Here is a 15475-nt window from a genome sequence, read left to right on the forward strand (position 1 = left end):
CAGGAGGCGAAAAAATCACCTTTTCAGGTGAGGCCGAGCGCCGTTTTTCTGGTAAGATAAGGGGACGGAAAACAATCTTTTCGTCAGCGTCCGGCCGTCGGAAAACGCCGGGCGCAATCGGGAAAGGCGTGAGATCGATGAAGGCAAGGAAACTGATCGTGGGAGCGCTTGCGGCGCTGGTATCCGTTTCGCCGGCTTTCGCCGCGCCGGCGAAAACGCGGGAACTCTACGCGGCGGATCCCGGCGAAGGCAGGGTGTACAGGCTGGAACCGGGGCGGAAGACCGAACTCGGCTTCGAACTTCACGAGGTCAAATCGGGCGGCGAAACGCGGTATTACTGGGCGGCGCTCGATCCGAACGCGACGGACGAGGCGCTTCCCGAGTCCGGCGTGGCGTTTTTTGCGCCGGACGGGCGCCAGAGCGCGCTGCTTCCTCTGCAGGGCGGGTTCGACGGCGCCTGCGTGGCCGCTTCGCCCGACGCGGCCAGATTCGTGCTTTCGGTGCCCGACGGCGAGGCCGGGCGCGTCAACCGCGTCTACGATTTTGCGCAGATGAAGCCGCTGACCTCGGTGCGCGGTTCCATCGTCGACTGGGGCGGCCCCGTCTGGGTGGACGAACGCCGCTTCGTTTACACGTCGTTTGACGACGCGAAGATGAAAAAGCCCGGCCTTGAAGGCGCGGAAGCCGGTTATCTCTCCGTGCTCCTTTTCGACGCGGACAGCGGGGAGACGCAGGCGCTCAAAGCGGCTACGCCGACGGACGAGTACGCGATGATGGGTTATTGCGACGGCTTCGTCACCATGGCGCATTATTACGTGGACGACGCGTCGCAGTGGGCGGCCGGCGGCCCCGAGGAGAACGAGGCGCTGCGCTCGGAGCGCACCTATTGCTGGCTGCCGGGCTGGAAGCCGGGCGAGTGGTGGCGGACACCGAAAAACGTTTTCAGCGTCGACGTGAAAAACGGCCGCGTGTTTGCCGGCGAGGGGCGCGAGCGCAGGGAATACGCCGTCGAGCTTCGCCAGGGACAGTTCCAGGACGCTTTCTCGCCGTTCGACGACGAAGCGGTGAGGGTGGACTATTACTGGTTCGTGGCCGGCGGCGAAGGGGATCCGGCCGGCGAGATCCCCGTGCTCTACGTCTTCACGCTCTCGCAGGACAGCGCCGAGGCCGACGATCCGGCGCTGACGGCGGCTTTTTTCGTGGGCGAGCCGGAGAGGATCCGCGATGTCGGCATTTCGCCCAAGGGCGAGCGCCTGATCGTGGCCGTCGGCGAAGAAGGGTCGCAGGTCCACGACCTCGAACTGTACCGGCTGAGCTATTACGAGCACGAGGCGTTTTGCCACCTGGCGACGCTGCGCCCGGCCTACGGGGCGTTTTACTGGTTCGATCCCTGGCGCGTGGTCTATTCGGCGCTGAACCTCGAGGCCGACCTGCAGAGCGGGCGCGAGCCGGGCTACGCGCTGGACGTGCGCGTGTACGACAGCGCCGTGGGCGAGGATTATCGGATCACGGAGAGTTCGACGCTCGACAGCTATCGGGCCGTGGGGCTGAGCGAAGACGGGGACATCGAGATGGAACAGATCTCCGTTCCCGATCTGGCGGACTGGAAAGACCCGGGCAGGGAACGGCGCACGCGTCTGAAGGGGCGGATGCCCGCCGCCGGCTAATGCTAATTCTTGATAGAAAGTATCAGCATAGTTTTCTTTTCGTGGAAGCTGCGGGGGAGTTCAGTCGCTCAGAACTCTCTCGATCGCTGCGCGGTCTGCCCAGCTCGCTTTGTGAATCCCCCCGCAGCCCCCTTGCGTTCGGCCTTTTAATTAAAAAATAGTATAAGACGTGTCGGACGATAAAATTTCCGCCGCGCTTCGAGGCTGCTGGAAGCGCGGCGGAATTTTTTTACGCGGGGACGGACTTATTCGTAGCGCGGCGGCGCGTGACGCTTGGCGTCGGCGTCGCGCTCTTCCAGGCCGTGGATCTCCTTGCCCAGCGAGACGCTGAGCACGACGCGGATGATGACGATGGCGGCGAGGACGCTGACCGTCTGCAGATCGGGGTTGCAGATCGTCAGGATGATGTCGGCGGCGACGAGGAACTGCAGCCCGAGCAGCATGATCTCGCCGAAGGTGCGGCGCAGGCGCAGCCAGCCGCCGCGCATGTCGACGTCGACGCGGTAGTTTTCCAGCGCCAGCGCCACGATGCGGTACAGGGCCAGCAGCACGCCCCAGGCGATGATGAAGATGCTGATGAATTCGATCACGGTCGCGACCCAGCGGGCAATTTCCACGATGCTCACGGTGTTTCCTCCTTAATGAATGGATAACGAATGGCGAACCGAAAACAGTAAAACTATATTTAACAATGCGTTGGTATAATAACCGATTTGAGCGCTGTTGAAAAGAAGCAATTTCCCGTCCGGAAAAATCTGAAGTCTGGGCGGCGGCGCTCCTTTCATCTATAATGCGCAGGAGAAACGGCGCCTTTTTAGCGAAAAAAACGGAGCGGAGGAAAAACGATGATCAAGATGATCGCGACCGATCTCGACGGCACGCTGCTGGCCCCCGGCGGCCTGTCCATGCCGGAGCGCAACCGCTTGGCGCTGGAAAAAGCGGCGTCGCTGGGCGTGCGCGTGGTGATCTGCACGGGACGGCTGTTCGCCGGCGGGCGCAGGTACGCTTTGACGGCGCCGGGCGACCAGCCGGTGATCTGCGTCAACGGCGCGGTCGTGCGCATGAGCCGGTCGGAGACGTACCTGCGCCGCGTCGGTCTCGAACCGGAACTGGCGCGCGAGGCGCTGGATCGTTTTCGCGCGGCGGGGGCGAAGCCGTGGTTTTACGTCGGCGACGTCTGCTTCGCCGAAGAAAGCTCCGACGCGCTCGACGCCCTGAAACGGCGCACGGGTGCGCGGGTGGAGCTCGTCCCCGACCTGGCGGCGAAATGCGGCGAACGGCCGGAAAAACTTCTCGCGCTCCTGACGCCGCAGCAGGTCGAGGCGCTGGACGGCGATCTGACGGCACGCTTCGGTCCCCGACTCTACGTGACGCGCTCCAGCGAACGCCAGATCGAAGCGCTGGCGCCGCAGGCGAACAAGGGACTGGCGCTGGCGATGGTGGCGCGCCGTTTCGGCGTCGCCCGCGAGGAGATCGCCGCGTTCGGCGACAGCTACAACGACCTCGAGCTGTTCCGGGCCGCGGGCATCCGCGTGGCGATGGAAAGCGGCGCAAGAGCGCTGAAAGAACAGGCCGATATTATCGCCCCGCCGAACGGCGAGGGCGGCGTCGGGCAGATCATCGAGCGCCTGCTGGCGCAGCGGCGGTGAGGCGGAGACAGGAAGGCGGAAACAGGAAAAGAGGCGCGTAAACAAAAAAAGCTCGAAGCGGTCCTGCCGCTTCGAGCTTTTTTTGTTTAGGGCGCGGCGTCAGCGGGCCAGCTTTTCGCGGAGCAGGCGCAGCAGACGCTTTTTGTCTTGGGGGCTCATGCGCTCGTTGAAGCGGAGCAGGCGGCGCAGGCCGTTGCCGTTGATCGTGGCGCGCGGGTCGGCGCCGGCGTTCAGCAGGGCTTCCGCCGCCAGCGGGCTGGGATTGTAGCGCACGGCGCAGATCAGCGGCGTGCGCCCTTCGCCGTCCCTGGCTTCGAGCGCTTCGCCTTTTTCGAGCAGATAGGCGATGATCTCCGGCGCGGCGGCGTTGGGATTGGCGGCGGCGAGCATCAGCGGCGTGATGCGGGCCGGGTCGCGCTTCAGCGCGGTATTCAGCTTTTTGAGACGGCGGCGTTTGGCGGACGCGGACAGCGCCGCCGAAGCGCGGATCCGAGCGGCGCGCAGCGCCGGGCGCGAAAGCAGGCGCGTGCTCCGCGACACGGAGGCCAGCGCCGGAGCTTCTATGAAGTGCGATCTCTGCCCTCCAGACGGCTGCGGCGAACGGCCGGACGCCTTGCTGACGAGAGCGGGGGAAGCGGCGCGTCGCGTCGGTTGGGAGGCGGAAAGCGGCGCGCGTTCGCCGCGGACGCTCACGAGCCGGGCGCATTCTTTCACCGCCCGGCAGACGGGCAGGACCGTAAGGAGCGCCGTCTGCCGGGCGACGCTGCGGGGCGTCAGTTCCCGGTCGAGAAAGCGGACCATCGCCGCGGAATGGCCGCTGCGCACGGCCACCAGCGCGGCGGTGCGGCCGGAACGGTCGGCCGCTTCCGGATCGGCGCCGGCGTCCAGGAGTTTTTTTGCGATCGCCACGGCCGCGGGCGCTTCGTTGGCGGCGGCGAGCATCAGCGCGGTCAGGCCGTCGCGATTGCGGGCGTTGACGTCGGCTCCCGCGGACACCAGCGCGTCGATGACGTCGGTCCTCGTGCTGAAGCGGGCGGCCATCATCAGCGGCGTCCAGCCGGCGTCGTTCGCCTGGTCCACATCCGCGCGGTTGCCGAGCAGGAACGTGACGATGCCGGGCGCGCCGTCCGTGGCGTTGCGGGCGGCGAAATGGATCGGGCAGTCTCCGCCGCGGCGCGGCTGCACGGCGTCGGCGTCGGCGGCGTAAAGCGCTTCGACGACGGCGGGATCGCTTGCGTACTGACAGGCGATCATCATCGCCGTCGTGCCGTCTTCGCTTTCGGCCGACGCCAGCGCATGGTATTGCGTGAGCAGCCTGGCGACGAACGCGGCGGGTCTGTCGGAGCGCAGCGCGAGCATCAGCGGCGTCCAGCGCTCTTTGCTGCGGACGTTGACGTCGGCCCCGGCGGCCAGGAGCGCTTCGGCGGCGGCCGTGTCCCCGCCGGCGCAGAGCGCGAACATCAACGGCGTCCAGCCCTCCGTATCGGCGATATTGACGTCGGCGCCGCCGGCACGGAGGCGGGCGATCTGTTCGGCATCGCCGCTTTGCGCCGCCAGCATGAGCGGAGGAAGCCCTTTGCCGTGCCCGGGGCGTCCCTCAAGCCGCCTCAGCGGCTCTTCTCCGACGCCGCCGACGGACGACGACTCTGCGGCGTCCAGCGCATCCGTCGTCGGCGCGGCAGCCTCGGCGGCGCCGCAGGCCGCCAGCCAGATCACGATCAGCAGTTTTTTCAGATTCATGGCAGAACCTCCGGTGAAATTCTTTGTTGGGGAAAAAGAGCGAATTTTCGCAGTTCATCATATCACAACCGAAGCGCGAATGAGAGCGGCAATCTTTTGTTTCGCCGCGGGGTAGTGTAGAATCAATGAAACGATTCGAACTTGCGAAGGGAGGACTGAGCCGATGGATATGATGCAGGGGCGTCCGTTCAAGGGCAGAACGCTGGAGCGGATCGAAAAATTTCTGAGGTCGCTGGGGCTGGACTACGACGACGGCGTGGAGATGACGGCCTGCGCCTGCGACGAGGACGGCGAGGTGGTCGCCACGGCGTCGCGTCAGGGCGCGGTGATCAAGTGCGTCGGCGTCAGCGCGGCGTGTCAGGGCGAGGGGCTGGCGGCGTCGGTCGTGAGCGAGGTCGTGACCGACGCGATCCAGGCCGGGCTGACCCATCTGTTCGTGTTCACGAAGCCGTCGAACCGACAGATCTTCGACGATCTGGGGTTTTTCCCGATGGCGGAGACCGCCGACGTGCTGCTGATGGAAAACCGCCGCGACGGCGTGAAGCGCTTCGTCGCTTCGCTGGAACGCCCCGTCCGGGACGGCGTGATCGGCGCCGTGGTGGCGAACTGCAATCCGTTCACGAAAGGGCATCGCTGCCTGATGGAGACGGCGGCGTCGCAGTGTGATTTTCTGCACGTCTTCGTGCTTTCGGCGGAAAAGAGCCTTTTCCCCGCGGCGCTGCGGCTGGAGATGGTGCGCCGCGGCACTGCGCACCTGAGAAACGTCACCGTGCATCCGACCGGCGATTATCTGATCTCGGCGGCGACGTTCCCCGATTATTTTCTCAAGGACAAGGCGCGCGTCGGCGACGTCAAGTGCGAACTCGACCTGACCATCTTCGCGCGCTGTTTCGCCGAACCGATGAACATCACGCGGCGCTTTGTCGGCACCGAGCCGCTCAGTCCCGTGACGGAACGTTACAACGAAGCCATGAAGGCGTTTCTGCCGCCGCTGGGCGTCGAAGTGACGGAGATCCCCCGCTGCGAGGCCGGCGGCGTTCCGATCAGCGCCACGCGCGCGCGTGCGCTGCTGGAACGCGGCGGCCTTGACGAGCCGGAGCTGGCGGAACTGCTGCCGGAAACGACGCTGGCGCTGCTGCGGGAGTACCGCAAATAACGGAAACGGCCGCATGGACGGCGAACGAAAGGAGAAGCGCCATGCCCTTTGAACTGTACGCTTACCGGCGCATCGGCGATCTGGAACGGCTGCTGCGCGCCCTGCCGCCGGCGCGGGGCCGCACGTTCCTCGTGGCCGGCTCGGGCGACCGCGAACTGCTGGCCGAAACACTGTCGGGAGCGGAGACGTCGCCGGAGTATCGGATCCGCCGCTGGGACGAGATCTACCGTTTCTTTGCGGAAGAACTGAGCGTCGAAAAGCCGCGCGTGCAGATCGACCCGCCCGACCACTGGCTGCTGCTCTGGAACATCGTCAGGCGTTACCGCGAATCCGGAGGCGTCCTGCCGGCGGGCGCGCAGCGCCGCGGCTTTCTGACGCTGCTGGGCTCGCAGATCCGCGAGCTGATCAGCGAAGAGGTGCCGCCGGAAAGCCTCGCCGCCGTCTGCGAAGAAGGCGACCAGCTCGGCCGGGCCTTCGTCGGCCTGTACCGCGCGTATCTCGGAGCGCTTGACCGCCAGGGGCTTTCCGACAGCGCCGGCGTCACCACGGAAACGCGCAAACTCCTCGACCTGCCCGGCGCGGCGGACGTGTGCCGTTCTCTCGATCTCGTGCTCGTCGGATTTTCCAGCCTGACCCATTCGCAGCTGGCGCTCGTGCGCGCCCTCGTCGGGCACGGCGCGGCCGTGCGCCTGTGCGCGCCCGTCGCCGATCTGCCCGGGGCTTACGGCGCGGCGCAGCAGTTCGGCGTCGACGGCGAAACGCTGTCGGAACGTCGGCCGCTGCGCGCGGTGAAGATCCAGGGCGGCGATCCGCGCCAGGAGCTGGAAACGGCGGCGCGCTCGCTGGCGCTCTGGGAGCGGGGCGAAGGGTCGCTGGCGGATCTGGGGCCGTGGCCGGGGCTGGAAGCCGTGGCCTTTTCGGTGCCGCGCGCCCGCCTCGCCGAAGCGCGTGAGGTCTTTGCACGCTACGGCCTGCCTGTTTTCTGGGATTTCCGCCGCGCGATCAGCGAGACGCCGCTCTGGCAGCTCTCGTCGGCTTGTCTCGAAGCGGCCGAGAGCGGCTGGCAGACGGAGCCGACGCTGCGGCTGCTGTCGCTGCCGTGGCTGTGCGGAGCCGAGCTCGACATAGAGCGGTTGAGAGCGTTCCATCCCCGCGGCGCCAAAGGCTGGGAAAAAGCGCTCGACGGCGCCGGCGCTTCGGCCCGCGCCGCGTTCGTCGACTGCCGCCGTTACGCCGCGAAAGTGCGGCGCGGCGGGACGGTGCTGGAACTGCTGACGGCGCTGCGCGCATTTGCCTCGGGGCGGGCGCTGGCCGTGGCGCGGCTGACGGTCGATGCGCCGGAGCTGGACGGCCGCATCGCCCTGTTCTCGGAAGCGCTGCGCGAGCTGGACCGCAAAATCCTTTTCATCAAAGAAGTCGTGCGCGACCTCGGCGAGTTCGGGGCGCAGAAACTTTCCGGCGCCGACGCGCGCGCCTACCTGTCGGCGTGGGCCGACGGCACGACCGTGTCGCCGGGGCAGCGCGAGGCCGGCTGCCTGACGGTCTTCGCCGGCGCGCCGTCGCCGCTGTTCCACGTGCCGTACTGGTTCATGATCGGCACGGAAGCGTCGCAGTGGCCGGGCGGCCTTCGTGAGTCGCCGCTGCTCGACGAGGCGCGCAAGGAGCGCCTCCACGGCTTGAGTTCTTTGGGGCTGGACCGCAGCCATCTGCCCCTGCTGTCGGAGCAGTGGCGGCAGCGCGAGTTCCTTTTCCGCCGTTTGATCGCCTGCGGCGACCTCTGTACGTTCCTCTGCCGCAGCGCCACTGACGCGCAGGAACGGCCGCAGGAAGAATCGGCGTTGATCGCCGCCGCCGCAGCCGACCGTTGGATCGCGGTCGATGGTTCGGTCGCGCGCGGTCTTGACGGGATCCTCGTCGCGCCGCAGGAAGCGGCGCTGACGCCCGTCGAAGCGCGGCGGCCGGATTTCCGCGTCGAGAACGCGCTGCCGGCCAGCCGCGTGCCGCCGGGGCGGCTCGAAGCCGCGGCCGCCGAAGTGCGCCTGAGTTCCGTGGACGACTTCGCCGAGTGCCCGTATCTTTTCGCGCTGCGTGCCGTCCTCGGTTACGAGGAGCCGCCGCGCGAGGGCGAGTACGACCCGCTCCGCGGCGGCACGGCCATGCACGCCCTCTGGGAGCGCGTCTGGCGCGAGTACGCCGCGTCGGGCTGCCGCGGCTCGGTCGAAGAGAGGACGCGCCGCCTGTTCGACGAAGTCGTCGGCGAAAACTATCCGGCGCTGCTGCAATCTCCGTCGTTGAGCCGTGCGCTGCTGGAGGTGCGCGGCTCAGCGGTACGCTGCGCGGCGAAACAGGACGAGTGGGAAACGGCGCTGCGCCCGTTGCGCGAAGAGATCCTCTGCGAGTTCGACCTGCCGCCGCTGCGGCGCGGCGCGGTCACGTTCAGCGGCCGCTGCGACCGCCTCGACCGCCTCAAAGACGGCCGTTTCCTGCTCTGGGACTACAAAGCGGGAAAAGCCTCCGCTTACGGCAAGGCGTTCCAGCTGGGCTGCTACGCGCTGGCCCTCGAAGGCGGCGGCCTGGGCGGAGGCGGATGCGCCGGCTGGGGCTACGTCGGCCAGAAAGACGCCGCCGTTTCCGGCTGTTGGGACGACGACGTCGCCTCGCTGCTGAACAAACGGAGCGGATCGAAAACGCTGCGCGAGCGGAAAGACGGGGCCGGCCAGCTGCTGTCGGATATCGCCCTGGCCATGGACGCCGGGCAGTTCCCGCCGCGCTACGAGAGCAAACGCTGCCGCGCCTGCGCCTTCGCGGCGATCTGCCGCCGCGGCGAGATGAGCGGCGAACTCGAAGAATCGGAAGAGGAGGGCGCCGATGACGAATAAAGAACGCGGACTGCCACCTCTGCCGGAAGAAGACCTGGCGCTGCTGAAAAATTACGTCGCCTCGCAGGGCCTGCCCGAGCAGGTCGAGGCGATCACGTCCGACGCGCCGCTGACGGTGGTCGGCGCCGGGGCCGGCACGGGCAAGACCTGGACGCTGGCCTGGCGCTTCGTCTGGACCGTGCTGACGCGCGAAGACGTGCGCCATACGCTGACGCTGACGTTTACCGAAAAGGCGGCGTCGGAGATGCGCCGCCGCATCGCCGCGCTGCTGTCGGACCTCGAACCGGCGCTCGCCCCGTCAACCGAGCTTTCGCGCCGCCGCGCCGCGGCGCTGGCCTCGCTCGATCAGGCCTATATCTCCACGATCCACGGCTTCGGCGCGCGCGTCATCGGCGAAGCCGGGTTGCCGCTGCCCGTCGAGCCGTCGCTGCGCCTCGTCGGTGATCCCGAAGCCAACGAGTTCTGGCGCGAACTGACCGGCGCGCTGGACCGGCTCGACGCCGAATGGTTCTGCTGGGGCATGGACCGCGGGTACGGGGCCGCCGCGCGCGGGCTGCTGAACGACCCCGGAGCCGCCGACGTGGTGAACTGCTGGCGCCCCGAGGGCGTCGCCGATTTCGCCCGCAGTTTCGAGAGCATGATGTCCGACTTCGGCGAGACGGCCGAAAGTATCCTCGCCAAACTGGATTCTCCCGACGAGCGGGCGCTGGAACTGCTGCGGCAAAATCTCGGCGCCGAGTTCGCGCGGCTGGCCGACTGCTGGACCGAAGGCTTCGACGTCGATCCCGCCCGGTGCGGCGGCACGGGCGATTTCGTCGCGCGCTTTGCCGCCTTCCGCAACCGCTGGAACGCGCGCGGCTTCGTGGACGAAGCCGACTGCCGCGAGTTCGTCTTCGACGCCGCCGACACCGTCAAAAACGCGCGCGGCAAGCTGGCCGACGCGCTGGCGGAAGCGATGGGCGTGAAGCTGGCCGACTGGCGCAGGGACGCCGAAGCGCTGCGGGTCTTCGAGCGCCTGCTCGCCGACGGGTGGAGCGCGGACGAGCTGAAACTGCGCGCGCTGCTGATCCGTTTCGGCTGGCTGTGCTGGCGCAAGTGGCAGGCGTACAAGGCCTCGCGCGGCGGCGTCACTTTTTCCGACCTGATCGCTTTGGCCGGGCAGGCGCTGGAGCGCGACGAATCTTACGCCGCGCGTTTTTCCGAAGTGCTTGTGGACGAGTTCCAGGACACCAACGACCAGCAGGACGCCCTGCTGCGCGCCGTTCGGCGCGCGGGGGGCGCGCGGCTGTTCGCAGTCGGCGACCTGAAACAGTCCATTTATCGCTTCCGCCACGCCGAGCCGGCCATCTTCGAGCGCTACATCAGCGCAGCGAAGAACGGCGGCGGCCGCTACGTGAGCCTGTCGGTGTCGTTTCGCAGCGGCGAGAAAGTTCTGGACGCTGTCAACGGCCGCTTCGAAAAAATCTGGAAAGACCGCCTCGGCGCGGAGCTGAACCAGCCTTACGAGGCGCTTCGCTCGCCGCGCGGTCTGGCGCGAGCCGCCGCGTGGATCGGCGAGCGTCAACGCACGGAACTGCCCGTCTGCGAACGGCTGCTGGAAGAATTCCAACGCGACGAAGAAGGAGAGACGCTCGAAAGCGCGGCCGCCGTGCGCGACCGTCTGGCGCTGCGTCTGGCGCTGCGGCTCTGCGAGCTGCGCGGGGGGGAGGCGAAAGTCTGGGACCGCGACCGCCTGCGCCCCGTTCGCTGGGGCGATATGGCCGTGCTGACGCCGACTCGCAGTTCCTACGAGAACCTGCAGAGGGCCTTCTCGCTCTGCGGCGTTCCCGCCGCCTTTACCGGGGGGCGCAGCTTCTACGCGCGGCCGGAGATCCGCGATGCCTGCGCGCTCTGCGCGTTTCTCGCCGATCCTCGCGACCGCACGGCGCTGGCGGGATTCCTGTGTTCGCCTTTTTCCGGCCTGCCGCTTGCGGAAGCTCAGGCGCTGCTGCCGCTCCTCGGCCGCGGCGAGCCGCTGGAAACTTTGGCGGAACATTGGCCCGCCCCGGCGGCAAAATTGGCGGCTCTGGCCCGGCAGGCCATGCTCGAAGGCCCGTCGGCGGCTCTGGCTTCGCTGCTGGCCCGCGGCGACTGCCTGAAAAACGTTCATCCGAAAAGGCGCGCTTCAGCTCTGGCCAATCTGCGCCGCGCCGTGACTCTGCTGGAAGAGTACGAAGCGGGCGTTGCCCCGTCGCCGGCGGGCGTCGCCGCCTATCTTCGCAGCGCTCTGCGCCGCGGCGCGGCCGATCCCGAAGCCGGCGCCGAAGCCGGCGGCGACACGGTCAACGTGATGACGATCCACGCTTCCAAGGGGCTGGAGTTCCCGCTCGTGGCCGTTTTCGGTCTGGAACACGGCGGGCGCGCCGGCGCGCGGGAAAAGGGCGTCGTCCCTTCGCGCCATCTGCTGGCGGCCGCGCCGCGTTTCCCCGATGGCTGGCCCGAGGGCGACTGCCTGCTCGGCAAGGTCCACGCCCGTCTCGACGAGCGCGCCGAGTACGAGGAACGGCAGCGCCTTTATTACGTGGCGCTGACCCGCGCGCGCGACGGCCTGATCCTGTGCGGCCTTATGCCCGGCAGGGAAAAAAGCGCGGAAAAAGACCGTTCGCTGCTGTCGATCGAGCGCGTCGGCGGCGAGCTCGTCCCCGCGTCCGGCGAAGTTTCCCCCCGCGAGGCCGAAGCGTGGCTGCGCCGCAACACGGCTGCCGCGCATGAAAAGGCGGCCCTCGGCGTCGACGTGCCGCTGACCGCCTTCCGTCCGCGCGCGCTGCGCCGCGTCAGCGCCACCTCGCACGCGCTCTGGAGCCTGTGCCCGGCGGCGTGGCGCCTGTCCTTCCGTCAGAACCTCGACCTGAGCTGGAACGCCGGCGAAGGCGAATCGCTTCGCGAAGCCTCCGGCGGCGCCGAACTGGGCGACGTCGCGCACTGGATCCTTTCCAAATGGGACTTCAGCGACGACGATTACCGACGCATCCTCGGACTCCGCGACGGCCATCTGCGCCCCGAATTCCGCCGCGTCTGGCGCGATCCGGCCTCGCGCCGCGACCTGGAAAACTTTTTGCACAACTTCCACAGCCCCGGCGGCGAAAAGCTGCTGGCGCGGCTGCGCCGGGCACTGGCGGAAGGAACGCTGGCGCGCGAATATCCGTTCAAGGTCCGTCTCGGTTCCGTCGATCTGATCGGCGCCGTCGACGCCTTCTGGATCGAAAACGACGCCGCCGGCCGTCCGGCGCGGCTGTGCGTGCGCGACTACAAGACCGCGCGCCTGCCCAGGGATCCGCTGCGCCGCCGCTGGATGGACGACTTTTACGCGCGGCAGCTGCAGTTTTACGCGCTGGCCCTGCGCCGCCAGCGTCCTGAGTTCGCGCCGCTGGCGCTCGACCTGGCGCTGTGGAACCTGCGCGGCGGCGCGGAGCAGAAGCTCGAAGCGCTGGACGCGGGGGCCGAAAAAACGCTGGAAGCCGCGCTCCTGGCGCAGGCGTCGCAGGCGGCCTCCGGCCCGTGGCCGCCCGACCGCTCGCGCTGCGCCGGCTGCGCTTACGCGCGCGCCTGCGTGTTCCGCGGGCATGGAGATCCTTTGGAAACGTGAAATGAACGGTCATAATTTTATTCACTGACTGTCTGTTTTTGGACAGAAATGTTCCACGTGGAACATTTCGAAATGAAAACGCGAGGGCGAACGGCCGGATTTTATCCAGCCGTTCGCCCTCGCGTTTTTGCCGCGGTGCGGCGACCCGTTTTCGTCGGCGAAAGAAAGATTATCCGCGCGCGGGCAGCACTTCGATCCAGTATTGGTCGGGATCCTGGATGAAGTAAATGCCCATGGCATGGTTCTCGTAGCAGATGCAGCCCATTTCTTCGTGGAGCCGGTGCGCCGCTTCGAAATCGTCGACGCGCAGCGCCAGATGGAACTCCTGCTCGCCGAGGTCGTACGGCTCGGCACGGTCGTGCAGCCAGGTCAGCTCGAGCTGAAAATCGGTGACGCCGTCGTCCAGATAGACGATCGTGAAACCGTTTCCCTCGATGCGGCGCGCTTCTTTCAGCCCCAGCGCCTTTTCGTAAAAATCCATGCTCCGTTTCAGGTCGAGGACGTTGAAGTTCGTGTGGACAAAATGGAATTTCATCGGGGAACCTCCTTGGGATCGTTTGGGCTTTTTCATTCTATCACGGCTTTCGCGAAAAAAATGGACGTAACGTCAGCCGAAAAAGAGTCTTGATTTTTTTGTTTGTGCAATCGGTTGCATAAAATCGTTTCGAGGAGTATAATCCGTGTCGGTAAAAACGCGCCGCAGAATTTGGATGGAAGGAACGCAGTGCCGGAAGGAGGAGTTTTATGTCCTGGAACCGCAAGAACCTGCTCGACCTGAACGACTGGGTGCCGCAGGATTTCGAGGATTTCGTGAAGCGCGCGCTGGCGCTGAAACCGCGCCTCGTGAGCGCGCCGAAGCGGCCGCTCGATTCGCTGAGAGGCTTTACCGTGGCGAATCTTTTCTTCGAAAATTCCACGCGCACCCGCAACTCATTCGACGTCGCCGAACGTATGACCGGCGCTGAGGTCATCGACTGGAGCGCTTCCGGATCGAGCATGTCCAAGGGCGAGAGCCTGCGCGACACGGTCTGGACGCTGTGCGAGATGGGCGTCAACGCGCTGGTGGTACGCCATTCCGCGACGGGGATGCCCCATTACATCCAGAAGCTGGTGCCGCACGTCCCGGTGTTCAACGCCGGCGACGGCGCGCGCAGCCACCCGACGCAGGGCCTGCTGGACGTCACGGCGGCCGTGGAGCGTCTTGGCAGCCTGAAGGACAAAACGCTGGCGATCATCGGCGACGTGCGTTATAGCCGCGTAGCGCGCAGCGACGTCAAGGCTTTTCGCGGCATGGGGGCGCGCGTGATCCTCAGCGGCCCGCGCACGCTGATGCCGACGCGTCCCGATGCGCTGGGCGCGGAGTACGAGCCCGATCCGCGCGCCGCGGCCGCGCAGGCGGACATCCTCGGCCTGCTGCGCGTGCAGCTGGAGCGTCAGGAAGCGGGACTGTTCCCTTCGGTGAAAGAATATCACGCGCTGTACGGAGCCACGGAAGAACTGCTGTCCTGCGCCCGTCCCGGCGCGGTGGTGATGCATCCGGCGCCGATCAACCGCGGCGTCGAAGTCGCTTCGTCGGTGGCCGACGGCCCGTCGAGTCTGATCCGCGAGCAGGTGCTCTGCGGCGTGCTGGTGCGCATGGCTCTGCTCGACATCTGCCTGGGAGGTGGCGCGCGATGAGTTTTCAAGAAGCAGTGGACCCGCGGACGCTGGAACTTTCCGAAAAAGTTATGGAAGCGTGGCGCATTCCCGCCGCGATCGACCTGTTCTGCCGCGCCGGCGCCAAAAGCGGCGCGGCGCTGGCCGCGGAAGCCCGCCGCGGCGGCTGGGGGCTGACGGCTCTGACGGCCGAAGCCGGAAGCGACGGCCCGCGCGCGCTGAAGGCCGCCCGCCTGCTGGCGGCGGAAGACGGCGCGGGACTGTGGCCGCTGCCCGCGGCGCTGCGCGCCGACGGCACGATGGCCGAGATCGGTCTGATGGCGCGGGACGGCGAAAAATTGTTCTGCGTGCCCGAAGGCTTCGAAGACTGGCGGCGGCTCCGCGCGCTGTTCTGCTACGCTTCCGGGCTGGGCTGCCGCCTCGCCGTGAGGCCGTGCCTGAGCGAACTGTGCGCTTCGGGCCAGATCAACGACGGCGACGCGGCCGACCGGCTGGGCATGAAAGGCGTCCCCGCCGTGGCCGAGGCGGCCGCCGTGGCGGTGGTCCTGACGCTGGCGGGCGAATGGGGCGTGCCCTTGCACGTGCGTGGCGTCAGCTGCTGCGCTTCGCTGGAAGCGATCCGCGCGGCGCGGAACGGAGGGCAGGACGTGACCTGCGACGTGCCCTTCATGAACCTGATCCATACCGAAGACGAGTACGACGCGGCATCCCTCGACGGCGCGCTCAAAGTCTGGCCCGTGCTGCGCGGCGCCGACGACCGCGCCGCCCTGTGGCGGGGGCTCGACGAAGGCCTGGTCACGGCGGTCGTGAGCAATCACTGCGCGCGCAGCGCCGATCGGCTGAGCCTGCCCTTCGAAGAGATCCCCTTCGGCGGCGAAAAGCTCGGCGGAGTTCTGCCGGAACTGCTGGACGGCTGGGAAGCGCAGGGACGTCCCTGCGGCGTCGAGGCGCTGCTGGCGGCCCTCGGCGAGGGGCCGGCGAAAGTCCTCGGGCGCTGCGCCGCCGGGCGCACGCTGCTGGTTCGCGCCGCATCGGGCTGGCGGGCGTTTTACGAAGACGAATGACCGTGGACGAAAAACGGCGCCGCGCGGCGGCGCGGACGG

At 67.4% G+C, this 15475-nt stretch carries 10 protein-coding genes; 7 read left to right on the plus strand and 3 right to left on the minus strand.

Translation table 11 applies throughout. The features are described from left to right. The first annotated feature begins 137 nt into the window (after window positions 1-137). On the plus strand, window positions 138-1667 hold the full coding sequence (locus FYJ74_RS02525; protein ID WP_154528037.1) for a hypothetical protein: 1530 nt from the start codon (window positions 138-140) through the stop codon (window positions 1665-1667). Window positions 1668-1912: 245 nt separating this feature from the next. Here FYJ74_RS02525 and FYJ74_RS11910 read toward each other — a convergent pair whose 3' ends face one another. Next, window positions 1913-2293, minus strand: a complete 381-nt coding sequence (locus FYJ74_RS11910; protein WP_154528038.1) for a DUF1622 domain-containing protein — start codon at window positions 2291-2293, stop codon at window positions 1913-1915. A 219-nt stretch (window positions 2294-2512) separates the two neighbouring features. Here FYJ74_RS11910 and FYJ74_RS02535 point away from each other — a divergent pair, with 219 nt between their 5' ends. Continuing rightward, window positions 2513-3316, plus strand: a complete 804-nt coding sequence (locus tag FYJ74_RS02535; protein WP_154528039.1) for a Cof-type HAD-IIB family hydrolase — start codon at window positions 2513-2515, stop codon at window positions 3314-3316. Between the two features lie 99 nt (window positions 3317-3415). On the opposite strand, the gene FYJ74_RS02540 is transcribed toward FYJ74_RS02535, so the two are convergent. After that, a complete protein-coding gene (locus tag FYJ74_RS02540; protein WP_154528040.1) occupies window positions 3416-5056 on the minus strand; it encodes an ankyrin repeat domain-containing protein in 1641 nt (546 codons plus the stop codon). A gap of 163 nt (window positions 5057-5219) precedes the next feature. Between FYJ74_RS02540 and citC the strand changes: the two genes are divergently transcribed. Genes citC through FYJ74_RS02555 form a run of 3 tightly spaced genes read left to right on the plus strand, consistent with a single transcriptional unit; the run spans window position 5220 to window position 12716 of the window. After that, window positions 5220-6212 (plus strand): [citrate (pro-3S)-lyase] ligase, encoded by a 993-nt coding sequence (gene citC / locus FYJ74_RS02545; RefSeq protein ID WP_154528041.1) that lies wholly within the window; start codon window positions 5220-5222, stop codon window positions 6210-6212. 41 nt (window positions 6213-6253) lie between these two features. Then, window positions 6254-9091, plus strand: a complete 2838-nt coding sequence (locus FYJ74_RS02550; RefSeq protein ID WP_154528042.1) for a PD-(D/E)XK nuclease family protein — start codon at window positions 6254-6256, stop codon at window positions 9089-9091. Next, entirely contained in the window at window positions 9081-12716 is a 3636-nt protein-coding gene (locus FYJ74_RS02555) for a UvrD-helicase domain-containing protein (RefSeq protein ID WP_154528043.1), read from the plus strand. The genes FYJ74_RS02550 and FYJ74_RS02555 overlap by 11 nt, the downstream gene beginning before the upstream one ends. A gap of 169 nt (window positions 12717-12885) precedes the next feature. On the opposite strand, the gene FYJ74_RS02560 is transcribed toward FYJ74_RS02555, so the two are convergent. Further along, window positions 12886-13251 carry a VOC family protein gene (locus tag FYJ74_RS02560; RefSeq protein WP_154528044.1) on the minus strand — a complete coding sequence of 122 codons (366 nt, stop codon included), beginning with the start codon at window positions 13249-13251 and terminating at the stop codon, window positions 12886-12888. Between the two features lie 209 nt (window positions 13252-13460). On the opposite strand from FYJ74_RS02560, the gene FYJ74_RS02565 reads away from it, so the two are divergent. Together FYJ74_RS02565 and FYJ74_RS02570 are read left to right on the plus strand one after the other, a co-directional pair. Then, window positions 13461-14393, plus strand: coding sequence for an aspartate carbamoyltransferase catalytic subunit (locus FYJ74_RS02565; RefSeq protein ID WP_154528045.1), 933 nt, complete (start codon window positions 13461-13463; stop codon window positions 14391-14393). Next, on the plus strand, window positions 14390-15436 hold the full coding sequence (locus tag FYJ74_RS02570) for a dihydroorotase (protein WP_154528046.1): 1047 nt from the start codon (window positions 14390-14392) through the stop codon (window positions 15434-15436). Before FYJ74_RS02565 ends, FYJ74_RS02570 begins: the two co-directional genes overlap by 4 nt. Window positions 15437-15475 lie beyond the last annotated feature (39 nt).

It is taken from the genome of Pyramidobacter porci (assembly GCF_009695745.1).
Classification (GTDB): domain Bacteria; phylum Synergistota; class Synergistia; order Synergistales; family Dethiosulfovibrionaceae; genus Pyramidobacter; species Pyramidobacter porci.